This window comes from Acidobacterium sp. FHG110202_01, from assembly GCF_059115305.1.
This window is the reverse complement of sequence record NZ_JBZYWJ010000002.1, coordinates 705,454-730,519: the sequence shown is the minus strand read 5'-3', so window position 1 is coordinate 730,519 and position 25,066 is coordinate 705,454. Positions and strand designations below refer to the sequence as shown.

22 protein-coding genes are annotated in these 25,066 nt (G+C 57.5%); 18 read left to right on the top strand and 4 right to left on the bottom strand.

From position 1 onward, the window contains the following. A partial coding sequence (locus tag AC5S16_RS06335) for a transferrin receptor-like dimerization domain-containing protein (RefSeq protein WP_493929188.1) occupies window positions 1-1,405 on the top strand: 1,405 nt, incomplete at its 5' end. A 22-nt stretch (window positions 1,406-1,427) separates the two neighbouring features. On the opposite strand, the gene AC5S16_RS06330 is transcribed toward AC5S16_RS06335, so the two are convergent. Beyond that, window positions 1,428-1,970 (bottom strand): YybH family protein, encoded by a 543-nt coding sequence (locus AC5S16_RS06330; protein WP_493929187.1) that lies wholly within the window; start codon window positions 1,968-1,970, stop codon window positions 1,428-1,430. 56 nt (window positions 1,971-2,026) lie between these two features. Between AC5S16_RS06330 and AC5S16_RS06325 the strand changes: the two genes are divergently transcribed. The 15 genes from AC5S16_RS06325 (at window position 2,027) to murG (ending at window position 19,580) form a co-directional block, all read left to right on the top strand. Continuing rightward, entirely contained in the window at window positions 2,027-3,445 is a 1,419-nt protein-coding gene (locus AC5S16_RS06325) for a dicarboxylate/amino acid:cation symporter (RefSeq protein ID WP_493929186.1), read from the top strand. Window positions 3,446-3,578: 133 nt separating this feature from the next. Continuing rightward, window positions 3,579-5,477: a 1-deoxy-D-xylulose-5-phosphate synthase gene (gene dxs, locus AC5S16_RS06320; protein ID WP_493929185.1), complete on the top strand. Its 1,899-nt coding sequence runs from the start codon at window positions 3,579-3,581 to the stop codon at window positions 5,475-5,477. 17 nt (window positions 5,478-5,494) lie between these two features. Then, complete coding sequence (locus AC5S16_RS06315) at window positions 5,495-5,761, top strand: DUF6364 family protein (RefSeq protein ID WP_493929184.1); 267 nt, start codon at window positions 5,495-5,497, stop codon at window positions 5,759-5,761. Continuing rightward, window positions 5,748-6,170: a PIN domain-containing protein gene (locus AC5S16_RS06310; protein WP_493929183.1), complete on the top strand. Its 423-nt coding sequence runs from the start codon at window positions 5,748-5,750 to the stop codon at window positions 6,168-6,170. Before AC5S16_RS06315 ends, AC5S16_RS06310 begins: the two co-directional genes overlap by 14 nt. A gap of 61 nt (window positions 6,171-6,231) precedes the next feature. Further along, a complete protein-coding gene (locus AC5S16_RS06305) occupies window positions 6,232-6,747 on the top strand; it encodes a DUF2127 domain-containing protein (RefSeq protein WP_493929182.1) in 516 nt (171 codons plus the stop codon). Window positions 6,748-7,094: 347 nt separating this feature from the next. Continuing rightward, window positions 7,095-7,535: a division/cell wall cluster transcriptional repressor MraZ gene (locus tag AC5S16_RS06300; RefSeq protein WP_493929181.1), complete on the top strand. Its 441-nt coding sequence runs from the start codon at window positions 7,095-7,097 to the stop codon at window positions 7,533-7,535. A 22-nt stretch (window positions 7,536-7,557) separates the two neighbouring features. Further along, the gene (gene rsmH / locus AC5S16_RS06295; protein ID WP_493929180.1) at window positions 7,558-8,493 is read left to right on the top strand and encodes a 16S rRNA (cytosine(1402)-N(4))-methyltransferase RsmH; all 936 of its coding nucleotides are present in this window, start codon (window positions 7,558-7,560) and stop codon (window positions 8,491-8,493) included. Between the two features lie 252 nt (window positions 8,494-8,745). Continuing rightward, complete coding sequence (locus tag AC5S16_RS06290; RefSeq protein WP_493929179.1) at window positions 8,746-9,261, top strand: cell division protein FtsL; 516 nt, start codon at window positions 8,746-8,748, stop codon at window positions 9,259-9,261. 137 nt (window positions 9,262-9,398) lie between these two features. Beyond that, window positions 9,399-11,759: a penicillin-binding protein gene (locus AC5S16_RS06285; RefSeq protein ID WP_493929178.1), complete on the top strand. Its 2,361-nt coding sequence runs from the start codon at window positions 9,399-9,401 to the stop codon at window positions 11,757-11,759. A gap of 18 nt (window positions 11,760-11,777) precedes the next feature. Continuing rightward, window positions 11,778-13,283, top strand: a complete 1,506-nt coding sequence (locus AC5S16_RS06280) for a UDP-N-acetylmuramoyl-L-alanyl-D-glutamate--2,6-diaminopimelate ligase (RefSeq protein ID WP_493929177.1) — start codon at window positions 11,778-11,780, stop codon at window positions 13,281-13,283. Continuing rightward, window positions 13,280-14,665: a UDP-N-acetylmuramoyl-tripeptide--D-alanyl-D-alanine ligase gene (locus tag AC5S16_RS06275; protein WP_493929176.1), complete on the top strand. Its 1,386-nt coding sequence runs from the start codon at window positions 13,280-13,282 to the stop codon at window positions 14,663-14,665. Before AC5S16_RS06280 ends, AC5S16_RS06275 begins: the two co-directional genes overlap by 4 nt. A gap of 175 nt (window positions 14,666-14,840) precedes the next feature. Next, window positions 14,841-15,974 (top strand): phospho-N-acetylmuramoyl-pentapeptide-transferase, encoded by a 1,134-nt coding sequence (mraY, locus tag AC5S16_RS06270; protein WP_493929175.1) that lies wholly within the window; start codon window positions 14,841-14,843, stop codon window positions 15,972-15,974. 51 nt (window positions 15,975-16,025) lie between these two features. Beyond that, on the top strand, window positions 16,026-17,411 hold the full coding sequence (murD, locus tag AC5S16_RS06265; protein ID WP_493929174.1) for a UDP-N-acetylmuramoyl-L-alanine--D-glutamate ligase: 1,386 nt from the start codon (window positions 16,026-16,028) through the stop codon (window positions 17,409-17,411). Next, entirely contained in the window at window positions 17,396-18,487 is a 1,092-nt protein-coding gene (gene ftsW, locus AC5S16_RS06260) for a putative lipid II flippase FtsW (protein ID WP_493929173.1), read from the top strand. Before murD ends, ftsW begins: the two co-directional genes overlap by 16 nt. Before the next feature lie 4 nt (window positions 18,488-18,491). Further along, window positions 18,492-19,580, top strand: coding sequence for an undecaprenyldiphospho-muramoylpentapeptide beta-N-acetylglucosaminyltransferase (gene murG, locus AC5S16_RS06255; protein ID WP_493929172.1), 1,089 nt, complete (start codon window positions 18,492-18,494; stop codon window positions 19,578-19,580). 147 nt (window positions 19,581-19,727) lie between these two features. On the opposite strand, the gene pgsA is transcribed toward murG, so the two are convergent. The 3 genes from pgsA to AC5S16_RS06240 all read right to left on the bottom strand — a co-directional run bounded on the left by pgsA (window position 19,728) and on the right by AC5S16_RS06240 (window position 23,233). After that, complete coding sequence (pgsA, locus tag AC5S16_RS06250; RefSeq protein WP_493929171.1) at window positions 19,728-20,378, bottom strand: CDP-diacylglycerol--glycerol-3-phosphate 3-phosphatidyltransferase; 651 nt, start codon at window positions 20,376-20,378, stop codon at window positions 19,728-19,730. Between the two features lie 88 nt (window positions 20,379-20,466). Then, window positions 20,467-22,548 (bottom strand): DUF5054 domain-containing protein, encoded by a 2,082-nt coding sequence (locus AC5S16_RS06245; RefSeq protein WP_493929170.1) that lies wholly within the window; start codon window positions 22,546-22,548, stop codon window positions 20,467-20,469. A 34-nt stretch (window positions 22,549-22,582) separates the two neighbouring features. Next, window positions 22,583-23,233 carry a TetR/AcrR family transcriptional regulator gene (locus tag AC5S16_RS06240; RefSeq protein ID WP_493929169.1) on the bottom strand — a complete coding sequence of 217 codons (651 nt, stop codon included), beginning with the start codon at window positions 23,231-23,233 and terminating at the stop codon, window positions 22,583-22,585. Window positions 23,234-23,330: 97 nt separating this feature from the next. On the opposite strand from AC5S16_RS06240, the gene AC5S16_RS06235 reads away from it, so the two are divergent. Both AC5S16_RS06235 and AC5S16_RS06230 read left to right on the top strand, forming a co-directional pair. After that, window positions 23,331-24,401: an SDR family oxidoreductase gene (locus AC5S16_RS06235; protein ID WP_493929168.1), complete on the top strand. Its 1,071-nt coding sequence runs from the start codon at window positions 23,331-23,333 to the stop codon at window positions 24,399-24,401. Further along, complete coding sequence (locus AC5S16_RS06230) at window positions 24,398-25,057, top strand: hypothetical protein (protein ID WP_493929167.1); 660 nt, start codon at window positions 24,398-24,400, stop codon at window positions 25,055-25,057. The genes AC5S16_RS06235 and AC5S16_RS06230 overlap by 4 nt, the downstream gene beginning before the upstream one ends. Window positions 25,058-25,066: the final 9 nt, after the last annotated feature.

The window sequence follows — 25,066 nt, the reverse complement described above, 5'->3', positions numbered from 1 at the left end:
GTATGCCGATGCGACTCCGCTGCTGAAGTCTCTTGGGGGCGATGTTGTTCCGCAGGCGTGGCGCGGCGGCCTGCCTATCACTTACCATGTCGGCCCCAGCACCGCGAAGGCGCACCTGGCCGTCGCGTTCAACTGGGACCGCAAGACTCTCTATGATGTGGTTTTTCGCATTCCGGGAGCCAAATATCCTGACCAGTGGGTCATTCGTGGCAACCATCATGACGCCTGGGTGAATGGAGCTGAGGATCCTATTTCCGGAGCGAGCCCTGAACTGGAAGAAGCGCGAGCTTTAGGAGAGCTGCTCAAGTCAGGCTGGAAGCCGCAGCGCACGATCATCTATTGCTTCTGGGACGGGGAAGAGCCCGCCCTGCTCGGTTCCACCGAGTGGGCGGAAAGCCATGCTGCGGAATTGAAGGAGCACGCCGTCGCTTACTTCAATACCGACGGCAATGGCCGGGGATACTTCCGTGCCGAAGGTTCGCACTCACTCGAAAACTTTGTGAACGATGTAGCGAAGGACATTCAGGACCCGGAGACGAAGATGTCGGTGTGGAAGCGCGTCCGGCTGGTCGATATCTCTCGTGCTCCAGCGCATGATCGGACGGAGATACGGTCGCGCGCCGATCTGCGCATTCCTGCTCTTGGATCAGGTTCTGACTATACCGTGTTCATCGATCACCTGGGCATCGCCAGCGTGAATGCCGGCTATGGCGGAGAAGATACGGGAGGCCAGTATCACTCCATCTACGATGACTTCTACTGGTACACGCACTTTGCCGATACCGATTTCAGCTATGGACGAGCACTGGCCGAAACCATGGGCACGATGATCATGCGCATGGCCGATGCTGACCTGCTGCCATTCCAGTTCACGGATTTTGCCGACACGATTCATCTCTATCTCACGCAACTCAAGACGCTGGCTGACACTCAGCGCGAAGAGGTGAAAGAGCGCAACAAGGAAATCAACGAGGATGTGTATAAGGCACTCTACGATCCGAAGAAGCACATGGTGCCGCCTTCGGTCGAAGAGGTCCCGCCCTATCTCAACTTCGCTCCGCTGGAACAGGCGTCCGATGATCTTACCAATGCAGCCCAGGAGTTCGACAAGGCCTTTACTGCGGCTGGAGGCGTCGCTCCGGCGAGCCTGAATACGGAACTCATGCAGACCGAGCGCGACCTGACCGATTCCCGGGGATTACCGAACCGTCCCTGGTTCGAGCACCTTATTTATGCTCCGGGATTTTATACAGGCTACGGCGTGAAGACGATTCCCGGCGTGCGTGAGGCCATCGAGCAGAAGAAATGGAAGGAAGCCGATGAGCAGATTGCGCGCGTTGCTGCTGCATTGGAGCGTGAGGTCGCAGTGTTGAAGGAGGGCACAAAGACGTTGTCATCGAAGTAGTGATTTCAAATTGCGCTCGCCTCTAGGGCACTTTGCAGCAATCGCCGGCCTCAGGAGGCTCGTCGCTGCTGGAGTCGAGCGCAACTTTCCATGAGCCGTCAGACTGCTTTTTCCAGATGGTCATGTAGCGGCCTGTAGTGGTGGCGATAGCGTTGCCGTTCTTGTCTTTGGCGCGGCCTTCGTAGTGTCCCCAGGTAAAGCCCATGTCACCTGCGGGCGACATCTGGCCGCCCTGCGGCGTCCAGGTGAGCTGGTAGTCTTTCGGGTCCCATGTAGCCTGTGCCGCGATGGCTGCGCGCCCATGTACCGGGGCTTTTCCGTTGCCGAGGGTTACGCCATCGTCGGCAAACCAGGATGCGAAGGACTTGCCGCCTCCTTTGGCGGTGTCTTTGGCGAATTGCTCTTCCAGATGGAAGAGGAAAGCTGTTCCGGGCGAGAGTGTCGGGTCCGTGAGCGCGCTCGACATGTTTGCGGTCGGCGCTGGCTTTGCCAGCGGATCAAGCTGCAGCTGCTGCGCAGAGATGGGCAGGAAGGCAAACAGGCTGAATGCGAACCAATGCTTCACGGCTTTATGCTACGCCGTTTTTCCTGCTACTGTGACGTAGTTAGTGCCCCATTTCCATGAAGGATAAAAGCAGCACAAATACAAAAGGCCATGGCTGGAACTGGCTCGGCATCGCCGCAGCGGGTGTGTATCTTCTCGCTCTGATTGTCGAGGCTTCGCGGCCTGCCTGGGGTGATGCCGTCCTGCCAGTGCGGGTGCTGACACTTGCTGGATTTACTTTTTTTGCGATTCGCCGCAGATCGCTGACGGTGTGGATTGTCTGGGGCATGCTTGCGGGAGTGGAGCTGGGGCTTGACGCGCCGCATATTGCGCTTCAGTCGCGCGTCTTCAGCGATATCTTTCTCCGTCTCATCAAGACCATTGTTGCGCCGCTGATTCTGGGGACGCTGGTCACCGGCATCGCCAGCCATGGCGGCTCGCGCGGGGTTGGGCGCCTTGGGTTGAAATCGCTGATTTATTTCGAAGTGCTGACGACCATCGCTCTTGTCATCGGGCTTCTGGCCATCAATATTTCAAGAGCGGGCAACGGCGTTGCTGTTCCGGTAACGCATGAAGCGGTCAATATCGCCGCTCCTGTGCAAACGGCGCCGCTTTCGTGGCAGGAATTTCTGCTGCATGTCTTTCCGGAAAACCTGGCGAAGTCGATTGCCGAAGGCCAGGTGCTGCAGGTTGCGGTTTTTGCGCTGATCTTCGGCCTGGCGCTCGGGCGTCTCAAGGAAGAGCAGCGCGCGCCGCTGCTGCGCGTGGCTGAATCGCTGACGCAGACCATGTTCGCTTTCACGAACCTCGTGATGTACTATGCGCCGATTGGCGTTGGCGCTGCGTTAGCCTACACCGTTGCGCATTCGGGGCTGGGTGTGATGGCGAACCTGGCCAAGCTGGTGGTGACGCTTTACGTCGCGCTGCTTGTTTTTGTGCTGGTGGCCATGCTGCCTGCCGCACTGCTTGCCCGCCTGCCGCTGCGCGAATTTCTTTCCGCCGTCGCTGAGCCGGCCACGATCGCCTTTGCTACCAGCACTTCAGAAGCTGCCTTGCCGCGCGCCATGGAGGCGATGGAGGCCTTTGGTGTTCCGCGCAAGATTGTTGCTTTTGTGATTCCCACGGGATACAGCTTCAATCTCGATGGGTCGGCGCTTTATCTTGCCATTGCTTCCATTTTTGTGGCGCAGGCTGGAGGCATGCATCTGGGCTGGAAGCAGCAGCTGATGATGCTTGCCGTGCTGATGCTGACCAGCAAAGGCGTTGCCGGAGTGCCGCGTGCGGTGCTGGTGGTGCTGCTGGCCACGTCTTCAATCTTTCATCTTCCTGAGGAGCCGATCTTTCTGATTCTCGGCATTGACGCACTGATGGACATGGGCCGGACGGCGATCAATGTCACGGGAAATTGCCTGGCATCCGCCGTCATCGCCCGATGGGAGGGAGAATTCCGCAAAGAACCCGCATCCGATGAGGTACTTGCAGTGCTTACAGATTAGGCCTCGTTCTTGATATACTTTCACTTCAGAGGATTACCTTTTCTGTATTGACAAAGGCCCTTAAAGGGTCTTTTTTGATTAGGTAGAAGGTGGCGCCCGAAGAGTTCGTAGCGTGGACGCTCTTTATCACTGAATGGGACATTTACTCGACACCATAGACTCGCCGGCCGATATCAAGAAACTCTCCGTAGCCGAGCTTGAGTCACTGGCGCAGGAAATCCGCGAGTGCCTGATCCAAACGCTCTCCAAGACCGGCGGCCATCTTGGGCCGAATCTCGGGGTTGTGGAACTCACGCTCGCCATGCACTACGTCTTCGATACGCCGCAGGACAAGTTTGTCTTCGACGTGAGTCACCAGGCTTATATCCACAAGCTGCTTACCGGGCGCCGCGAGCGCTTTGGAACGATCCGGCAGCCGGGCGGCCTGAACGGCTTCATGCTGCGCACGGAGAGCGAGCACGATATCTATGGAGCTGGCCATGCCGGCACGGCGCTTTCCGCCGCGCTGGGAATGGCGGTGGCGCGCGATCTTGCAGGCGGCAAGGAGCACGTCGTCGCGCTTGCCGGAGATGCGGCCTTTACCAACGGCATCTCTTTCGAAGCTCTGAACAATATCGCCGACCAGACCAAGCGGCTCATCGTTGTGCTCAACGATAACGAATGGTCGATTGACCGCAATGTCGGCGCCATTGCGCGCTATCTGCACAAGATCGTCACCAACGAACATCTGAATCATCTGCACGACAGCGCAGCCCGTCTGCTCGAACGCTTCGGCGGCAAGACAGGCAAGACTGCGGTGCATGTGGTGAGGCGCGCCGAGGAAGCAGCGAAGGGTCTGTTGTGGCCTTCGGTGCTCTTCGAGGAATTCGGGTTGACGTACTACGGACCCCTCGACGGACACAATATCGGTCTGCTGATCGAGACTCTTCAGTTTCTCAAGACGCAGGACCGTCCGGTGCTGCTGCATGCGATTACCCAGAAGGGACGCGGCTTTCAACCTGCTCTCGATAAGCAGAAGAAGTTCCATGGCCTGGGGCCGTACGATCCGGAAACAGGCGATACGAAGCCAGCCGGGCAGTCAACATACTCCGAGGTCTTCGCGAACACGCTGGTCAAGCTCGCGAATGAAAATGACAAGCTAGTCGCCATTACCGCTGCGATGCCTAATGGAACGGCGCTCGATCTCTTCCGCCCGCATCATCCGAAGAAGTACTTCGACGTAGGCATCGCGGAAGAGCATGCGGTGATCTTTGCCGCAGGCATGGCGACGCAGGGCTATAAGCCTTTCTGCGCAATCTATTCAACGTTCCTGCAGCGGGCCTTCGATCCTATCGTGCACGACGTCTGCCTGCAAAACCTGCCTGTGGTCTTCTGCATGGACCGCGGCGGCTTAAGCGGCGATGACGGCGCGACGCACCACGGTCTTTTCGACATCAGCTACATGCGCGGCATTCCGAACATCGTCCACATGGTTCCGAAGGATGAAGACGAACTGGCCGACATGCTCTACACCGCGATGCTGCACAAGGGGCCGGCTGCGGTGCGCTATCCGCGCGGCACGGGACCGGGAAAGCCGCTCAAGAAGCGTCCGGTGGCGATCCCCATCGGCAAAGCGGAGCTGATCTCAGACGGCGATGACGTGGCGATCTTCGGTCTCGGCGCCCTGCTGCCCATGGCAGAGGAACTTGCCTGCAGGCTGGACAAGCAGGGATATTCGGCTGCGGTGGTCAATCCGCGCTTCACCAAACCGCTTGACCGCGAGATGCTGGCAGCGCTGGCACGGCGTGTAGGCGTGATCGTTACCTTTGAAGACCATGTGCTGATGGGTGGATTCGGCAGCGCAGTGATAGAAGCCTTGAGTGAAATGCAACTGCAGGTGCCGGTGGTGCGCATTGGCTGGCCTGACCGCTTCGTCGAACATGGAAAAGTTGAGCAACTGCGCGCCCGCTATGGCATCAGCGTAGAAGCGGCGCTTGAAAAGCTTGCTCCATATCTGAAGCACCAACCGCATGCTCGAGTGGTAGCCCGCTAACGCTCCAATTGCCTTCGATGTATGATGACCCTTATTATGGGTATATGAATATCACGCTTTCACTTGACGAGAAGCTAGTTAGGGAAGTCCGTAAGATCGCAGTAGAGCGGGACACTACTCTCACTGGTATGGTTCGCGAGTATCTTCAGAAAGTTGCTGAGGAAGATGCGGCTTCCGGACGCAAGCGCCGTGAGCGCGAGGCTCTAGAACGGAGCTTCAAAAAGTACAGTTTCAAAATTGGGAAGCGGACATGGAAGCGTGAAGATCTTTATGACCGCAGCTGATTTTCTTGACACGAATGTGCTTGTTTATGCCTATGATGCCGACGACCCGAGGAAGCAACGTACAGCCCAAGATATCTTGCGTCGAGCGTTAATAGGAGAAATGGTTATTTCCATACAGGTGCTGGCAGAATTCGCGGTCACTTTTCTTCACAAAACGTCTCATAAGCTAAAACCGGACGAAGTCATGGATTTGTTGCACTCCTTAGAGCCGATTAAATCGATTGTTCCTGATGCAGGCATCATCCAGCGCGCCGTAGAAGCCCACGTTACATATGACGTACATTTTTACGACGGCATGATTATTGCTGCCGCTGAACGAGCGGGCTGCCAACGCATTTTGTCCGAAGACATGAATGCCGGGCAGCAATATTTTGGTATTACCGTCGTAAATCCATTCATTTCCAACTAGGCTGTCTCCCTTTGAACCGCAACTCTCTCACCGACGTATCATTGGAAAAAGGGAGCTCTGATTGGCAGTCCAGAAAGTACAGGAGCAGCAAACCAGCAAGCGGCACGACAGGGGACTTCTTGCCATTGGCGTCTTCAAGCTCTTTAAGGGCACGCTCTTCGTGCTGCTGGGCATCGGTGTTTTCAAGCTGATTCATCGCGATGTTGTGGATGTGCTGATGGGATGGCTCATCAACATGCACTTCGATCCGGAGAGCCGCTTCGTGAACCTGATTCTCGACAAGGCAGCTCTGATTGATGAACACAGGATGCGGCAGATCACCATCGCCATCTTCTGCTATGCAGCGCTGGATTTTATTGAGGGCACCGGGCTTGTTATGGAAAAGACCTGGGCCGAATTTCTCACGCTCATTCTGACTGCATCCTTCCTTCCATGGGAGTTCTTTGAGATCCTGCGCCACCCCACTTGGCTCAAGGCTGTGCTCACTTTAGTGAACCTTCTTGTTGTGTTGTATCTTGTGTTTTACGTGCAGTGGCGGTTGCGCGAGAGACGCAAAAAGGCGAACAACCCTGCATGAAAAAGAGAATGTAAGGCGAAAATGTTCTATATTGAGTCGGGAAATCTGGCAAGTAGGGAACGATCTGAGGGACTCAAATCGATAAACACTATATCTTGTGTTTGATTAAGATAAGTAACCAGACTAATTGGGCTTTCTTTATCCCTAACTGACACAGTCATTTCCGCTTCCGGAAATTCACAAATCTCCACGGCAAATCAGGCTTTGAGCACCGCATCTACTGGGTTACGATGTGAGTGGATCAAAGTGGTCAAGAATGGTCCAAAACATATGGATTTCGTCCTTGATGATCGAAATTCTACGCCTTCCGCCGATAAAGGCAATGAAGGCAAACAGGCAGTGAAGCAATGTTTCGGGGAAACCATCCAGCACGGGTTGATGAGAAAGGGAGGCTCAAGCTCCCGGCCGAGTTCAAGCGCCGGATTGAAGAGAGCTACGGCAACCAGTTCTACATCACCAGCAAGGATGGCAGAGTGGCCGAGATTCATCCGCTCGAGGAATGGGAAAAGATCGAGCAGAAGCTGGCTGCGATTCCTAATTTCAATCCGGCAAAGAAGAAGCTGCTTGACCGGATTAATTATTACGGCCAGATGGCAGAGATCGATGCCCAGGGCCGGGTGCTGATTCCGCAGATTCTGCGGCAGTCGGCGAAGGTGGATGGCGACGTGGTGGTGTTCGGCATGCAGACGTATCTCGAAGTAGCGAACCGCGAGGCGTTCGAGAAGAACATGCAGGAGAACCCGCTGACGCCGGAAGATGAGCAGTCGCTGGCAAGTTTTGGGTTGTAAATGAACCCCCAAGGGGGAGCACATGACTGAGCGTGAACGGCATGTGCCGGTTCTTTTAAAAGAAGCGATCCGATACCTGAATGTGCGGCCTGGCGGAACATACTGTGACGCCACGCTGGGACTGGCAGGGCATTCGACAGCCATTGCGCGGCAGATTGGGCCGCGCGGCACGCTGATCGCGTTTGACCGCGATCCGGAAGCAATGGCGATAGCCCGCGAGCGGCTCGATCAATTGCGCGAGACGCTGGGGCCGGCGATGCCGCAGGTCATCCTGCACGACGTTGCGTTTTCTGAAGCAGCAAGCTTCGTCGAGCCGGAGAGCCTTGACGGCCTGCTGGCGGATTTCGGCGTCAGCTCGATGCAGTTCGACGAGGCGCACAGAGGATTTAGTTTTCAGGCGGAAGGCCCCCTTGATATGCGCATGAATACGCGCGAGGGGATGACCGCCGAACAGGTGGTAAACCAGATCAGCGAAAAAGAGCTTGCTGATCTGATTTACGAATTCGGAGAGGAAAGGAGGTCGCGGAGAATCGCCAGAGCCATTGTCAGGGCCCGGCCGGTTACGACGACGGCGCAACTTGCCAGAATCGTATCGGCCGCGGCCCCGGCGATGAAATCAGACAGGATTCATCCGGCGACACGGACCTTTCAGGCTCTCCGAATTTACGTAAATGCCGAGCTCGAGGAGATAGACGCGCTGCTTACTGTAGCGCCCCGGTTGCTGAAGCCGGGCGGAAGGCTGGTGGCAATCAGCTTCCACTCTCTCGAAGACCGGCGGGTGAAAGATGCGCTGCGCGAGGGCGCGCGGCAGGGAATTTACGAAGTGCTGACGCGAAAGCCGGCGACGGCGGAAGCGGAGGAAACGGATCGCAATCTGCGGGCGCGCAGCGCGAAGCTGAGAGCGGCGGAGAAGAAAGGGCACAGCGCTCAGGGCGCAGGGCACAGGAACAAACATTGAGCCCTGAGACCTGTGATCTGAGCCCTAAGGAAGATCGGGCCGGGGTCGTCCCACCGTAGTAAAAGGCGAAAGTAAGACGACATTCCATAAGTCCCTCCTCAGAAATAGCGGCCTTGGCCCGGTCGTTTGGAGGAGAGGCAGGGAAGCAGGAGATAGGGAATAGGGAAGTAGGGAGATAGAGAATAGGCAAATTGAATTTCCTATTCCCTACTTGCCTACCTCCCTTACAAAGCAGTTTTGACGGAGACAACGATGGCGACACAGGTAATCGCAGCAACACATGCAGTAGTCACGGGCGGGCGCAAGAGCCTTGAGGCGTTGGCCGCCGAGCGGAACCTGTCTCTCCTGGCGCAGCAGCAGCGCGCGCGCAGAGGGCCGACGCCGGAGGTCTTCTTCGTAAAACATTTTGACAACTCGCGCCTGGTGAAGGCCGCCGACCCACAGCGCGTGCGCGAGATGCGCAGCTTTGCCTGCGCCATGGCCATGCTCTTTGTCCTGGTGATGGTGTATGGCTGGCAGCACTTCTCTTCGATTGAGTACGGCTATCGCGTCGAGACGGAGAAGCAGCAGGTGCAGCAGCTGGAAGAGCAGAACCGCCAGCTTCGCCTGACCGAAGCGCAGCTTGCCGATCCGGCCCGCATTGACCGCATGGCCCACCAGTATGGGCTGGATGCGCCGCGTCCGGGGCAGGTCGTCCGTCCGGATGCAAGCGTGGATGCAAATGCTCCGGTGCTGGCGCAGATGACGCCCGCCATGCCTGTCCGCTAGAAAAAGCCAAGGGAATAGGGAAGTAGGGAATGGGAAGGGAAACAGCCATTCGGGTCAGCGGGATAGTCTAAAGAAAATATCCCTATTCCCTACTCTCTATTCCCCTCTCTGATTGTTCAGATGTTATCGAAGGGCGCATGCATTCCTCATTCCATCCCGGAAAAAAGCCAGCGCCACAAAACACCCAGGCGGCGGAACTGGGCGTCGTTACGCCCATCCGCCGCAAGCGCATGGTGTATGCGCTGGGCGTTTTTGCTGTATGGGCAGGGCTGATCGGGGCGCGCCTGGTCTTCCTGCAGGTCATCTGCCATCATGATTTTGTTGAGCGTGCGGCTAGGCAGCAGCAGCGCACGTTTGAAGTCGCTCCGCGCCGCGGCGTTCTCTACGACCGCAATCTGCATGAGTTGGCCATGACCGTGCTAGCTGACTCAATCTATGCCGTGCCCTCTGAGATTGGCGACCAGAAGCCGGCCACGGCTGCGGCACTGGCAAAACTCGTTCATACCGATCCGACCGATTCCTTTACTTCGTCCCAACAAATTCTGGCGCGCTTTAATGCGTCGCATGCTTTCGCGTGGGTGGCGCGCAAGCAGGATCCCGAGATCATCAACAAGGTGAAAGCGCTCAATCTCAAAGGCGTCTACGTCCAGAAGGAGTTCAAGCGCTTTTACCCTGACAATAAGCTGGCCGCGCAGGTATTGGGCTATGTCGGCCTCGATGACAACGGTCTCGGCGGCCTTGAACAGAACTTCGACGACGAACTTCACGGTACTCCGGGGCGGAAGTTAACCGCGCTCGATGCCCGCAGGCACGTATTGGGCAGCGAAGAGCGCGAACCGATGCCCGGCGACAACCTTGTCCTGAGCATCGATGCCAACATTCAATACATGGCCGAGCAGGCGCTTGATCGCAACATGGAGCGCACGCACGCGCTCAACGGGACCATTGTTGTCCAGGACCCGCATACGGGACAGATACTCGCGCTCGCCAGCCGGCCTACGTTTAATCCAAATGATTTTCGGCATGCAACCACAGACCTGTTGCGCGACCGTGCCGTGAGCAATGTCTATGAGCCGGGATCGACCTTCAAGCCGGTGACCTATGCAGCCGCGCTGGAAGAAAAACTCATTAAGCCGGAGAGCATTGTGGACTGCGGCGGCGGGCTGATGAGTTTCGCCGGCCGCACGATACACGATGCTCCCGGCGACCATTTTGGATTGATTCCGGCATGGAAGGCCCTTGCAGTTTCGAGCAATGTATGTGCGATTCGCGTCGGCCAGCGCGTGGGCCCTGATCTCCTCTATAAATACATTCGCGCGTTTGGATTTGGCGAGCGCACGGGCATCGAGCTTCCCGCCGAGACGCGAGGCCTGCTCAAGCCGGTGAAGCGCTGGGACCCGGCTTCGATCGGCTCCATTCCCATGGGGCAGGAAATCGCTGTAACGCCCATTCAGATCGCTACCATGATTTCGACCATTGCCAATGGCGGGGTCTATCTGCCGCCGCACATCCTGGTCAAAAGTACTGATCTGGTGAAAGGCGATCCTAAGCTCAAGCCTTTGGCTTTTCATCCGGAGACAAGCTTGCCGGATCAGCTGCCCGAAGGCGCGCACCGCGTGATCTCGGAGATGACGGCGGCCGAGATGCGCAAGATGATGCAGGAAGTAGTACTGATCGGCACCGCTCATAACGCCATCCATCTGGATGGATACAGCGCGGCAGGGAAAACGGGAACTGCGCAGAAGATCGATCCCGCGACGCATACGTATTCGAAGACAAAGTTCGTTGCGTCTTTTGTAGGGTTTGCGCCGGTGAATAATCCGGCGGTCACGATTGCTGTGGTGATGGATTCTCCGGATCACAGCATGCACTTCGGCGCAGAAGCCAGCGCGCCTGTCTTTCAGGAGCTGGGGCAGCAGGTTCTGGAATATCTCGGCGTGCCTCATGATCAGGACCTGAAGACGCAGCCTTTGGTCGCGAAAGACCAGCCTCCAGTGGTTGAGGAAGATGATGTTCCTGCCGGAGACGACCAGGCGCTGAACTCGCTCTTTGCTGAAGTGAACGATCTGCCTGCAGATGATCCGCTGCGCGCGCCGCAGCCGGCAAAACAGGCTGCTCCGGTAGCGAAGGATGCTCCTGCTCCGGTTCCTGATACAGCTGCTGCCTCATCGACCACGGCGATGGCGCAAACCATCACACCTCCGACCGCGCCGCCAAGACCTGTTCAGGAGACGCCTTCGCAGCCTGCTCCCACACAGGCGCCGGCAGCTCCGGCTCCAGCGCCGGTAGTGAAAGGCGGCTCCGTAACTGTCGATGCGGGTAAGCGCGTGGCTGTGCCATCGTTGGTAGGCCAGCCCGTGCGCAACGTGATTGAGCATGCCGGAGAAGCCGGCCTGGGAGTGCAGGTGCTGGGCTCAGGAATTGCGCGCGAGCAGGCGCCCGCGGCAGGTACCATGGTGCCCGCCGGCACAGAGATTGTTGTGCGCTTCACCCGCTAAACTACAATCAAGTCTTCTATGCATATCGACGAAGTATTGCAGGGAGCAGGCGTCGTCCGCCGCGCCAGCCCTGAGGTCGAAATCCGCGGCGTCGAATACAATTCGCGTCGGGTTGCGCCCGGCTCGCTCTTTCTCGCCATGCGCGGAGGCGCGACCGACGGCAATCGCTACATCGACGCTGCTGTAGAGCGTGGAGCGGCTGCGGTTGTGACCGATACTCCTGCTGCATTCGATGAGATTGTCCGGAAGCATCAGCAAATTGCAGCCGCAGAAATCGAGCATGGAAGGCACGCCCTTGCAGTGATTTCTGCGAACTTCCTTGAGCATCCTGAAAAAAAACTCGCCGTGAGCGGAGTTACGGGAACCAACGGAAAAACGACAACGGCGTTTCTTCTGGATGCGATGCTGAACAGCGTTGGTCGCAAGACGGTGCTCGTGGGCACGATTGAATATCACATTGCCGGAAAGGTTCTCGACTCGCCGCATACAACGCCGGAGTCACGTGATCTTCTGGCGCTTTTTGCTGACGGCGTGAGCGCTGGGGCAACAGAAGCAGTGATGGAGGTCTCCTCGCACGCGCTAGAACAGGGCCGCGTCTGGTCGCTGCCTTTTGATGTGGCCATCTTCACGAATCTTACCCGCGACCATCTTGATTACCACGGAACGATGGAGGCCTACTTCGCTGCAAAGGCGATGCTCTTCGATGGCGGGAACGGCGCAGTGCCGCGCGTGGCCGTGATCAATGCCGAAGATTCTTATGGTGCAGAATTAATTGCCAAAGCGAGGGATGCGGGCGCGGAGATTTTTTCGTATGGAATCAATGCAGGCGAGTTTCGCGCCGTAGATATAAGCATGGCCGCATCCGGCATGACCTTTACGCTGGCCTCTCCTGCGGGAACGGTCGGGATCAGAACAAAGCTTACCGGGCGGGTCAATGTTTATAACCTGCTTGCGGCTTCGGCTGCGGCATACGCGCGCGGGCTGACGCTTGATCAGATCGCCCAGGGAGCGGCATCGCTCGATTATGTTCCCGGACGCTTCCAGACCGTCGATGCAGGCCAGCCTTTTACCGTAGTCGTCGATTACGCGCACACCGACGACGCGCTGCGCAACCTGATTGCATTGGCGCGGGAGTTCGTAAAACCGAAGCAGGGTCGCGTCATCACGCTCTTCGGCTGCGGAGGCGACCGCGACCGCACCAAACGTCCGCTGATGGGACGTGCCGTGGGTGAGGGAAGCGACTACGTTGTTCTGACCTCTGACAATCCGCGCAGCGAAGACCCTGAAGCCATCATGCGCGACGCGATCCCCGGCCTTAAGGAAACAGATGTGGTCTTTGTGTCCGAACCGGACCGCGCGAAGGCCATTCAGCTGGCCATCGAAGCGGCAAAGCCCGGAGACATTGTCCTGCTCGCGGGTAAAGGCCACGAGAAGACGCAGACGCTGCGTGACCGTGTGATCCCATTCGATGACGCCGAAGTGGCTGCGCATGCGATCGAGGCGCTGGAGGGAGCGAAGCGATGAAGCTCTCTCTCGAACAGGTTGCCCGCTGGACGAGCGGCACGCTTCATGGATCCGCTCATGATCTGGCGCAGCGGCAGGCCGGCGGCTACTCGATTGATTCGCGCACATTGCAGCCGGGAGACCTCTTCTTTGCCGTGCGCGGAGAGCGCTTTGACGCGCATGACTTCGTTGCTGCAGCGCTCGAGCGCGGCGCATGTGCTGCGGTGGTCTCCAAGAATAAAGTGCTCGAACTGCCGGAGTCTGCGCGCCAGTATGGGCTGGTGATCGTCCATGAGCCTTTAACCGCATTGCAGACGCTCGCCGCAGCTGTGCGCCGCCACTGGGGCAAGCGAGTCATTGGAGTGACCGGGAGCGCAGGCAAGACCACCACGAAGGAAGCCATTGCCTCAGTGCTTGCGGCAAAGTTTCAGGTACTGAAATCACAGGGCAATCTCAATAATGGATACGGCCTGCCGCTGCAACTGCTTCGCATCGAGCCGCAGCATGACGTCGCCGTGATTGAAATGGGCATGTCGAATGCCGGGGAGATTGCGGCGCTGGCGCACATCGCCGCGCCGAACTGGGGAGTGGTCACCAACGTAGGTAATGCGCATGCTGAGAATTTCCCTGACGGCATTGCCGGAGTGGCTCGCGCAAAGTATGAGCTGATCGCCAGCCTGCCCGCCGATGGCGTTGCTTTTCTCAATTGCGACGATCCTTACGTTTCGCAGTTTGGCCGCGACATCCGCGGCCGGAGCATCTACTTCGGCAGAGGGCCCTGCTCTGATCCACGTGCAGAGGCGGTCGAAGAGTTAGGTGCGGAAGGCTTGCGCATCCGCGTCCGCGCAGGGGAGCAGGAGATGGATCTCAGGCTGCAGCTGCTCGGCCAGCACAATGCTTCCAATGCCATGGCCGCGATTGCCGTTGGTCTCGAGGCAGGCATTTCGCTGGCGGACTCTGTTGCCGCGCTTGCCGCGCTGGCTCCCGGAGATAAGCGCGGCCAGACCATCATTGTACGCGGCGCGACCATCATCAACGACAGCTACAACTCCAACCCTGAAGCGCTGAAGGCCATGATCCATGCGCTCATGTCCGTCGAAGGACAGCGTCACATTCTCGTTGCCGGTGAAATGCTTGAGCTGGGTCGCGAGAGCGAAGCTCTGCATACAAGCTGCGGAGAGGCAGCCGCTTCAGCAGGTGTCGACCTGGTGCTGGGAGTGCGCGGCAACGCTTCTCATATTGTTGAAGGCGCGAGAAAAGCTGGAGCCGAAGCCATTTTCCTCGAAACCCCTGAGCTTACTGGGGGATGGCTCCAGCGCAACTTGCGCTCCGGTGATGTGGTTCTGCTCAAAGCCTCGCGAGGTGTGCGACTGGAGCGGGCGCTTGATGGATTGGAGTCATGAGTATTGAAAAGATTGCACCACCCTTCGACTACGCTCACGGTGGGCTACGTACACAGAGATCATAGAGTTTATCGGTGGAGTCTCCGTGTCCTCTGTGGTGAAAGATGTTTTAGCAATTTCACAGGCCATGAGCCTGTAAGATGAACCAAGAAACCGCAACTCCGCCGGAGGAAGTTTGCTCTACTGGCTCCTGTATCAAAAGCTTTTCCCGTACTTCAGACCATTCCGCATCTTCCGGTATCTGACGTTTCGCACGGCATTTGCCTCGCTTACGGCTCTGCTGATCGCGCTTCTCATCGGCCCTTATGTGATTGAGAAGCTGCGCGAGTTCCAGATCGGCCAGTACATCCGCGAAGAGGGTCCCAAGGACCATCAGAAGAAGGCCGGCACTCCGACGATGGGCGGGGTCCTCATCTGCATTGCCATTCTGCTGCCTACGCTGCTCTGGGCCGATCTCTCGAATCCGTTTGTATGGCTCGTCATGGGGTCGACACTGGCCTTCGGTGCGATTGGCTTTGCCGACGACTACATCAAAGTAGTCAAGCGCCGCAATCTGGGCCTGACGGCGCGCGCGAAGATGGCCTACCAGATTCTCGCGAGTACAGCGATTGCCATCGCACTGGCTGTGATGCAGATGAAGGGTCTCTACTCGACGAAGATCGTCGTGCCCTTCATTAAGCGCTTCCAGCCCGAGTTCGCCATTCAGGCGCTGCGCCATATACCGCACTTTGGGCTGCTGGCGTTCATCCCTTTCGTTATCTTCACGGTGCTGGTCATCGTCTTTTCGAGCAATGCCGTCAACCTTACAGATGGCCTGGACGGTCTGGCCATCGGCTGCACCATCATCGCCGCCGGCGCGCTTACTGTGCTGACTTATGTGAGCGGCCACGTCGTATTTGCTGATTATCTTGAACTGCAGCGCATGCCGCTGGTCGGCGAATTGTCCATCTTCTGCGGGTCGATGGTCGGGGCCAGCATCGGCTTTCTCTGGTACAACGCTCATCCGGCAGAAGTGTTTATGGGCGATGTGGGGTCGCTCGCCCTTGGCGGCGCTATCGGCACGGTCGCTGTTGCGATCAAGCAGGAGCTGCTGCTGCCTTTCATTGGCGGAATCTTTGTGCTCGAAGCGGTTTCCGTCATCCTACAAGTAGGCAGCTACAAGCTGCGTAAGAAGCGCATCTTCAAGATGGCTCCGCTGCATCACCACTTCGAGCTGCTGGGCTGGTCGGAGTCGAAGGTGATTGCCCGTTTCTGGATTGGTGCCCTGGTGTTTGCACTCTTGGCGCTTACTACGTTGAAGCTTCGTTAAACTTTGCCGCAGGCATGACAGAATAACCTGTCGGGCCGGAAAATCGAGAGCATGGAGTTCAAAGGCAAAAAAGTATTGGTCGTGGGCATGGGCAAGTCCGGCCTGGCGGCCGCACTCTTTCTGCGCCGCCGCGGCGCGCAGGTCACCGTGTCGGACATTCGCAGCGCCGAGCAGCTGGGCAAGGACATTCCCGCGCTGCTGGAAGAGGGAATTGCTGTCGAAGCCGGCGGCCATGGCCTGCTCACCTTTCGCCGCCAGGACCTGATCGTCGTCAGCCCGGGTGTGCCGCTCGATACGCCTGAGCTGGTGCAGGTCAAGACCTTCGGCCTGCCTATTATTGGCGAAGTAGAACTGGCTGCCCGCTTCCTCAAAGGCAAGATTCTGGCCATTACCGGATCGAACGGCAAGACTACAACTACGGCGCTCTGCGGTGAAATCCTGAAGGCTGGCAAGCTGCCAGTAGAGGTTGGCGGCAACATCGGCCTGCCGGTGATCGCTCTAGTGGACGGCAGCCGCGACGACGGCTGGTCTGTGCTCGAAGTATCGAGCTTTCAACTGGAGACGACTTTCCAGTTCCGCCCTGATATCGCGGTCGTTCTCAACGTGACGCCGGACCACCTCGACCGCCACGGCACCTTTGAAAATTATGCAGCCGCCAAGGAGCGCATCTTCGCGAATCAGACTACGGATGATGCTCTCGTTTTGAATGCGGACGATGACGTTGCTTCACGCATGGCTGCGCGTGCCCCCACACAATTGTTGTCACGCATTTTCTGGTTCAGTGCCAAGCGCATCGTGCGGCAGGGCGCCTTCATTCACGAAGGCGCGGTGGTCTTCCGCGCAACGGAGCAGGCCGCGCCTGAGTTTATACTCAAGGTCGAAGATATTCCGCTTAAAGGCCATCACAACATCGAGAACGTGCTCGCCGCGGTCTGCGCAGCGCGCCTTGCTGGAGTAGCGCCGGAGGTCATCCGCAGCGCTGTCGAATCCTTCAAGGCCGTTGAGCACCGCCTGGAATTTGTCGCCAGCATCAACGGCGTCGATTACTACAACGACTCCAAGGCAACGAACGTCGATGCGGCAGCGAAGGCTATTGCTGCCTTCCCCGGAGGCATTCACCTCATTCTCGGCGGCAAGGACAAGAATTCCGATTACCGCCAGCTTCGTCCGCTGCTGGAAGAGCGCGTGAAAGCTGTCTATACCATTGGCGCCGCGGCGGAGAAAATCGAGGCGCACATCTATGGTGCGGTCCCAGTCGTGCATGCAGAGACTATGGACAACGCCGTGACCAGGGCAGCGGAAGCTGCGCAGCCGGGAGATGTTGTCCTGCTGGCTCCGGCGTGTTCGAGCTTTGACCAGTTTGAAAACTATGAGCATCGCGGGCAGGTCTTCAAAGACCTGGTGCACGCGAGACAGGGTGTATGGCAAAACGCGTAGGCGTCGATAAGTGGCTCTACTGTGCCACGCTGATCCTCGTCGTCATCGGACTGGCGATGGTCTTCAGCGCTTCTGCCGTCATGGCGAAGGAGCGCTTCGGCTCGCCTTACTATTTTGTCATTCGGCAGGCGGTCTATGCCGTTGTCGGGCTTGCCGGCATGACCTTGCTGATGCGGATTGACTACCGTAAATACAACAAGCCCAACATTGTCTTCCCCGCAGTTGCGGTCACTGTGATGTTATTAATGGCTGCATTCCTGATGCGCGACTCGCACAACACTCACCGATGGATTCGCGCCGGGGTCCTCTCCTTTCAGCCATCGGAGCTGGCCAAGCCTGCACTTGTGCTCTTTCTGGCATGGTTTCTGCAGAACCGCATGAGCACTATCGATGACTGGCGCGGCACAGTTCTGCCTGCCGCACTGCCGAGCCTCGTCTTCATTGTCCTGATTCTGAAAGAGCCCGACCTTGGCACGGCGATGGTCTGCGCCGGAGTCACTGCACTCATGCTCTATCTCGCCGGAATGGAGATGAAGTATCTCGGCTATGCTCTGCTTGCTTCTATACCGGTGCTTTACCTCATGCTCTTCCGCGTGAAGTGGCGCCGCGACCGCCTGCTTGCCTTCATCAATCCAGAAGCTGATCCGCTGGGCAAGGGCTTCCACATCATTCAGTCGCTCATTGCCGTAGGCACGGGCGGACTGCATGGTCTCGGCTATATGGAAGGCCGGCAGAAACTCTTCTACCTACCGGAGCCGCACACCGACTACATCTTTGCCAACGTTGCAGAAGAGCTGGGGCTGATTGGCGCGATCATTGTTGTCGGGCTTTTCATCGTTCTTGGCTACCGTGGCATGCGCGCCGCCATTCTCTCGAAAGACCCGTTTGCGCGCTTTCTGGCCTTCGGCATCACGGCGACAATTCTTCTTCAGGCATTCTTCAACATCAGCGTCGTGCTCGCTCTGGTGCCGACCAAGGGCATTACGCTGCCGTTCATCTCCTATGGCGGAACATCGCTCTTCATCATGCTCGCTTCGATTGGAGTGCTGCTGAACATTACGCGGGAGATCGACTAAGCGCGTGCGTGTTCTGATTGCAGGAGGCGGCACAGGCGGCCATATCATGCCTGCTCTGGCAATTGCGGATGCACTGAAGCAGCAGTACCAGCCGGAGCTTCTCTTCGTAGGCACGCCGCGCGGATTGGAGTCACGCCTGGTCCCTCAGGCTGGATATCAGCTTGAGCTGATCAAAGTCGGCCAGCTGAACAATGTGAGCCTTGCCACTCGCCTGCGTACTCTGTTTGATCTTCCTGCGAGTGTCCTGCACTGCCGCAAACTGCTGAAGCAGTTTCGTCCTGACGTTGTCATCAGCGTAGGCGGATATGCCTCTGGTCCCGCGACCGTCGCGGCGATTCTTGCAGGCATTCCTACGCTCGCCGTCGAGCCGAATGCTTTTCCGGGAATGGCCAACCGGCTTGTTGGCAAGCATGTTTCAGCAGCCGCGGTGAACTTCGAGCCGGCGTTGAAATATTTCCGCAATGCTCAGGTCACAGGCATTCCTGTGCGCGCGGAGTTCTTCCGGCTTCAGCCACGGCCAGCAGATGTGCAGCTGCATCTGCTCATCTTTGGAGGAAGCCAGGGTGCGCGCGCCCTCAATCGTGCTATGCCGCAGGTGGTCGCGCCTTTGCTTGATGCGGTTCCGGGTCTCACCATCCTGCATCAGGCCGGAGCGCGCCACGCTGAGGAAACACAGACAGCTTATGCGGCCAGCGGAGCCGACCCAGCGCGCTGGCAGGTGCATGCCTTTCTCGACGATATGCCAAAGCGTTTCGAGGCTGCCGACCTCATCCTTTCGCGCAGCGGTGCCAGCACCGTCGCTGAAGAGATGGCCGCAGGCAAGCCGGCACTCTTAGTTCCATTTCCCGGAGCCGCCGATGATCACCAGCGCAAGAATGCTGAAGTGATGGTTTCAGCCGGTGCTGCGCAAATGTTGATTGAAGTGGAGATGACTCCAGCAAGGCTGCTTGAAAAGCTGACGGCGGTGCTTAAAGATCGAGAACTACTAAGGCAGATGAGCGAGAATGCGCGCAAGCTGGCGCATCCCGATGCGGCTCATCATATTGCAGCTATGGTCGCGGACTTGGCGCACCAAAAGACGCTGTCATCCTGAGTGAAGCGAAGAACCTGTTTTTTGGGGTTGCAAGAAAATTTCGAGCGGCAACCACAGCAGGAAGCAGATCCTTCGACTACGCGCCTCTGGCACTTCGCTCAGGATGACAACCTCTTACTTTGGCAATGACAAGAAAGAATACTGCCGCTAAGCCGGAATGTTCTTCTTCCTGCGGCTCAGGACAAATTCGTTGTCGTGCTTGCGGCGGGTGGAAGTAGCGCGGTCAATCTTGCGCCAGAAGGCCCAGAAGTAGTCAATCGCGGAGATGGTGGAAACTGCCACCATGAAGTAGACGGCGGTGATGGCCACAGATCGCACCGGCATGATGAACCAGCCAAAATGCCATTCATCCCAGCGATGGGCGAGAGTGATCGCGACAACGGACACAATCTGAATCACTGTCTTCAGCTTGCCCAGATCGCTTGCCTCAATCGTGAAGCCCTCGGAACTGGCGATGCTGCGCAGTCCACTCACCAGGAACTCACGGCCTATTACGAGCACTGCGATCCATGGCTTCATGATGCTGGGGCAGTACTGTACCAGGCAGATAAAGGCCGCGGTAATCAGCAGCTTGTCTGCCAGCGGATCGAGCAGCATCCCGATGGTGGTGATCTGCCCGCGACGCCGCGCGAGATAGCCGTCCACACCATCCGAGATCGAAACCAGGATGAAGAAGAGCGATGTGAAGATTTCCTGCTCGCCGTGTGGTCCCTGGAGCGGGAAATGCGGCGACAGCATCCAGATAAGGAGAGGCACGCATAAAATGCGGCCCATCGTGATGGAATTGGGAAGATTCACGGCACGGCTCGGAGAAGAAGAGCGCTCTTAGTCAATTATGCACCACATGCAGCATATAAAGGCAATCCCTGTATATCCTGGCCGTCAATTACGCTCGCAAAATAAAGCGAAAACGCATATTCTCGCCAAACCACATGATGTAATTCGTGCCCCAGGCATTGTTGAACAGGTTGCAATGGACGCCTCCAGAAAGGTCAGGCTGCGAGCGCGAAAAGCTCAGCGGCGACTTTTCTCCAAAGGCAAATACCGGAGCATCCAGCGTCTCCAGCTGAAAAACATGGCTGCTGTCCTTGCAGGAAACTCCGGAAGAGACAGCGTGCATGTGGCGATTGCCTGCCGCCACCACATCGAATGGAGAAATCTGCTCGCCGGCCTTGTCCATCATCCAGCTCTGATGGTCTGCATTTGCGGGATTAAAGCTTAGCCAGATTGCCTCCGGCATTCGCGTCGATGGCTTGTCAAACCAATAGAAGTTTACGTGCACGACAGGCTCGGCATCGGGCAGCAGCAGTTCCAGAAAAAGCTTTTGTGGATAGGCGGCACGTCCCGAAGCAAAGGCCTCTGTGTCCTGAATGGCAAGCTGCGCCAGTAGGCGGTGGCCCTGCGCGTCCTTGCTGGTCTGCAATTCCACGAGCGAGGGGAGCCACTCCTGGCTTTTGGCTCCAAAGCGCTCGATATTCGGCTTGCCGAAGTCCTTCTTCGCCCAGTCCGCATCGCTGATGATGTAGTTCGTAAAGAAGCGCGCGTAGTCCTGCTGTGAAAGGGTCTGGTAAGAGAACAGCGCTAACGGGCGATCCTTTGATGCCCATTCGCGCCCCGAGGCTTTACTGCGCAGCTTCCGGATGGCTCCTGTCTTCGCATCGATGCCAATGGTGAAGTGCGGCGTCTCGATGTCTTTATTTGCAGAGTGGCGCTCTCCATTCATGATCACCGGCGGCTTTGCCTCAAGCTGATGCACTGCTTCGAGCGCCTTATTCTTGAGCGGTGCGGGCAATGCTGCGATTCCATCGAACAAATCCTGGCGCTTCTCCTGCCAGCTGAACTCGACGACCTTGTAGTTTTTCGTATCGAGCATCGGGGCAAGGTCTTTGGGCGTGTAGTGGTCAAAGTCGAGCCATGTCTTCGTGTCCGTGCCCCAGGTGTGCTCCACTTCCAGGAGCAGCCTGCGCAGCAGGGCTACATCTGTCGCATCGCCTGCGTTGAACTGCTTCTGTCCAATCCAATGCTGGCGAAGCCGCGCCACTTCTCGATAGCGCGCGACTTTCAGCGGATCGCTGGGCACTCCGTAAATCCACGTGTCGCCTATTTCCTGTGTCACCACAGGGAGACTGTTGCGGTGCGGGTCGACGGCATTTGCAATCTCTGTCAGATTTGCTGCTTTGATCTCTGCTTGAGGAAATTGCTGCTTCAACCTTGCGTAGATTTTGCGAATCTCCTCCGGCGGATGAGGCCCGCTGTTGTCGCCGCGGACTTCAATGGCAATGGCAAGATCGGAGCCCGGTACACGCGCCACGCTGCCGTATTCGTGGTGATACATGACAGCCAGCGTCGCTCCGGTTGTGTCTTTCCACAGAAATAACGGAGGCAGTTCTGCGGGCGTACTCGCGCCATTTACGCCGATATCGAGAAACTTCACACCCTGCGCTGCCAGCGGAGCAATCAGTCCGCGCGTATGTCCGGGCACATCGGTCATCTTGGCTCCGGTGGTTGTCTTGCCAAAGCGCCGGTCAAGCGTCTGAGATATGCCAACCGCGCCTTCCATCATCGAGCGGTCCAGCATCTCGCTCTCCCATGTGAAGGGAAGCGCGTGCCAGGCAATATCACCCTGCGCTATGGCCTGCTCCATTTGCCTGCGGGCTTCCGGGCTGGCCTGCTCCAGATACTCGTAGAGCAGCCAGGAGCCGGTCGTCCACACATACGGTGGGCCGCCGGACTGGCGCATCTCTCCGGCAATCTGAATGGCGTGCGGAAAGTACTCATGGAAGTAGCGCTCCACCACATGCGCCTGCGTGTCGATGAAGCCGGCGTCGAAGTGGCACTTGAACATCACCAGCACGCGCTTGACCTGCGGATCGGGCGCAGACTCAGACTGAGCCCACATATTTCGCGGCGTCCACAGGAAAGTGCTGCCTGCGGCAAAAGCTGATTTGAGAAATTCGCGGCGTCGCATTGTCGGAATGGAAACGCAACCATTCTACAGCGGGCTATTTTCTTTTGCGTGAAGCTTTTTCTTCGAGTGGCGCAATATACCTTTCGAGCACTATCTTCAACTCCCGCGCGCCCGTCTCACGCTGTTTCGCATTGCCATTCAGCGCCAGGGGAAGAAGGCCCTTTACGATCTGAACCGATGTTTCGGCGATGGTCTGCACAGCGTCAGGTGAAAAATGCGGATTACGCAGCGTAACCACACGGGCAATGCGCTGCTTCAGCTGTTCATGCAGCATCTGGATGCGTTCCGCCAGCTCGCGCGAGACGACCGAACCGGTGAAAAGAGCTTCGAAGCCCGGCGCGTTCCGGCGAAAGGCGAGAAAAGGATCGACCATGCGGTCAATCAGCTCATGCAGCGGGATCGTCGCAACATCAAGATCAAATGCCTTTTCATGCGCTTCCTTGTCTCTGGATGCATACTCATTGGCCAGCGCCTCCGCCATGGCCTGCTTGTTGGGGAAGAACTGATACAGCGTTCCCGGAGACACTCCGGCCCTTGCCGCGATGGCGTTCGTCGTGGCGTTTTCGTAACCGGCTTCCTGAAAGACTTCGCCCGCTGCCTTCAGCAACTCTGCAATGCGTTTCTGTCCGCGGGCCTGACGGCGCGGTGCTTTATTAGGAGAAATTTTTTCCACGGCTCTTGACATTTACGAGTAAATGCTCGTATTTTCTAAAACACGAGTTAATGCTCGCTTTTAAGGTAAGGCGTTTAAAAGCCCGCTGTCAACCCGTAAAGGAGCATCTATGAATTCTTCGTCTCTTACCGCCTTCGTTACCGGAGCCACCGGCCTGCTCGGAAACAACCTCGTGCGCCAGCTTGCGGCGCGCGGCATTCGCGTCAAAGCGCTGGCGCGCTCCAAGGAGAAAGCAGAGAAGCTATTTGTGGGCTTGCCGGTGGAAGTGGTCACCGGAGACATGCGCAATATCGCAGGCTTCGCGCAGCATCTTCGCGGGACCGACATTCTCTTCCACGCGGCTGCCTATTTTCGCGACAACTTCAAGGGCGGACGCCACCGCAACGATCTCTACCAGACGAATGTGCTGGGCACGCGCGATCTGCTCTCGCACGCATACACGGCAGGCATCCGTCGCATCGTTCACACCAGCTCGACATCGGTTCTCGATGGCCCGGCAGGTACGCCGATCAATGAAACCATGCTCCGCTCGACGGACAATGCGGCAGACTATCCGCTGAGCAAGATTCTGTCTGATCGTGAAGTCAGCCTGTTTCTTCAGCAACACCCGGACGCCTTTGCCTGCTTTGTGCTTCCCGGGTGGATGGTGGGTCCCGGTGATGCCGGTCCAACATCTTCTGGCCAGCTCATTCTGGATTTTCTGAAGCGCAAGCTACCCGGAATTCCTCCAGGTGGATTTTCCACGGTGGACGCGCGCGATGTGGCGGAGGCCCATATCGAAGGCGCGCTTCATGGGACAAGCGGAGGACGGTACATTGCAGCCGGCCGCACCATGGAAATCGCGGAGCTCTCCACCACGCTCGAAAAGCTGACCGGTATTCCGGCGCCGAAGCGGAGAACACCGTTGCCCATGCTCTATGCGTTTGCGGCTTTGAACGAGGTATGGCACTTCATCAGCAGGCGTCCCGCACTGATCAGCGTGGCCAGTGTCAACCTCATGGCACGCTCTCGAAACATTTCGGGCTTCGATCAGAGCAGAACAGAGCGTGAACTTGGCATCCGCTTCCGTCCGCTCGAAGAAACGCTGCGCGACACCGTTGCCTGGTATCGGCAGAATGGCTGGCTCAAGGACGTAGCTATAGCTCCGGGAAAACTCTACACCGCAGGAGGCTCCATATGAGAGCCTCCAGAATCTCTGCACAGAATCTTGCTTCTGTACTATTCTGCGTCATTGCTTTTTCCACGGCTTCAGCGCAGGAAGACATTACTGCAGAAGCGAAGGCATGCCATAAGGCCGTGATGCATTCCGCGGCCGCAACCACCAATCCGTATACGTACACCTTTCCTGATGGGAAACAGCAGTTTCACAACTACCTGGACTCGGCTTTTGGCCCCCTGGCGTTTGTTCGCTCTGCTATTGGCGCGGGCATCGATCAGAGCAAGCCTGCTCCGCCTGAGTGGGATTCCGGCGCCCAGGGTTACGGAGAGCGCTACGGTTTCCGCTTTGGCATGTTTCTTGTTTCAGAGACAACGAAGTATTCCCTCGGAGCAGTAATGCGTGAAGATGTGGCTTATCACAAATGCCTCTGTACCGGTTTCTTTCCGCGGTCGGCGCATGCTTTTGTCTCGACCTTTACTGCGCGGACAAGAAGCGGAAGCACTGTTCTCTCGCTGCCGGCCATCGTTGCGCCTTACGCTGGTTCGTTTACTGCAGTGAACGCCTGGTATCCCGCGCGCTATGAGCCTATGGATGCGGCGCGCCTCGGCAGCATGTCATTCACATTCCAGGTCGGGGGGAATATGTTGCGCGAGTTCCTTCTTCGGCGCAACCACTAAGGGAGGCGC

Excerpts from the sequence above, each read along its gene's own strand:
- AC5S16_RS06325 (WP_493929186.1), top strand. The coding sequence starts at position 2,027 with ATGAAGGATAAAAGCAGCACAAATACAAAAGGCCATGGCTGGAACTGG.
- dxs (WP_493929185.1), top strand. The coding sequence starts at position 3,579 with ATGGGACATTTACTCGACACCATAGACTCGCCGGCCGATATCAAGAAA.
- AC5S16_RS06315 (WP_493929184.1), top strand. The coding sequence starts at position 5,495 with ATGTATGATGACCCTTATTATGGGTATATGAATATCACGCTTTCACTT.
- AC5S16_RS06310 (WP_493929183.1), top strand. The coding sequence starts at position 5,748 with ATGACCGCAGCTGATTTTCTTGACACGAATGTGCTTGTTTATGCCTAT.
- AC5S16_RS06300 (WP_493929181.1), top strand. The coding sequence starts at position 7,095 with ATGTTTCGGGGAAACCATCCAGCACGGGTTGATGAGAAAGGGAGGCTC.
- rsmH (WP_493929180.1), top strand. The coding sequence starts at position 7,558 with ATGACTGAGCGTGAACGGCATGTGCCGGTTCTTTTAAAAGAAGCGATC.
- AC5S16_RS06290 (WP_493929179.1), top strand. The coding sequence starts at position 8,746 with ATGGCGACACAGGTAATCGCAGCAACACATGCAGTAGTCACGGGCGGG.
- AC5S16_RS06285 (WP_493929178.1), top strand. The coding sequence starts at position 9,399 with ATGCATTCCTCATTCCATCCCGGAAAAAAGCCAGCGCCACAAAACACC.
- AC5S16_RS06280 (WP_493929177.1), top strand. The coding sequence starts at position 11,778 with ATGCATATCGACGAAGTATTGCAGGGAGCAGGCGTCGTCCGCCGCGCC.
- AC5S16_RS06275 (WP_493929176.1), top strand. The coding sequence starts at position 13,280 with ATGAAGCTCTCTCTCGAACAGGTTGCCCGCTGGACGAGCGGCACGCTT.
- murD (WP_493929174.1), top strand. The coding sequence starts at position 16,026 with ATGGAGTTCAAAGGCAAAAAAGTATTGGTCGTGGGCATGGGCAAGTCC.
- ftsW (WP_493929173.1), top strand. The coding sequence starts at position 17,396 with ATGGCAAAACGCGTAGGCGTCGATAAGTGGCTCTACTGTGCCACGCTG.
- AC5S16_RS06245 (WP_493929170.1), bottom strand. The coding sequence starts at position 22,548 with ATGCGACGCCGCGAATTTCTCAAATCAGCTTTTGCCGCAGGCAGCACT.
- AC5S16_RS06240 (WP_493929169.1), bottom strand. The coding sequence starts at position 23,233 with ATGTCAAGAGCCGTGGAAAAAATTTCTCCTAATAAAGCACCGCGCCGT.
- AC5S16_RS06235 (WP_493929168.1), top strand. The coding sequence starts at position 23,331 with ATGAATTCTTCGTCTCTTACCGCCTTCGTTACCGGAGCCACCGGCCTG.
- AC5S16_RS06230 (WP_493929167.1), top strand. The coding sequence starts at position 24,398 with ATGAGAGCCTCCAGAATCTCTGCACAGAATCTTGCTTCTGTACTATTC.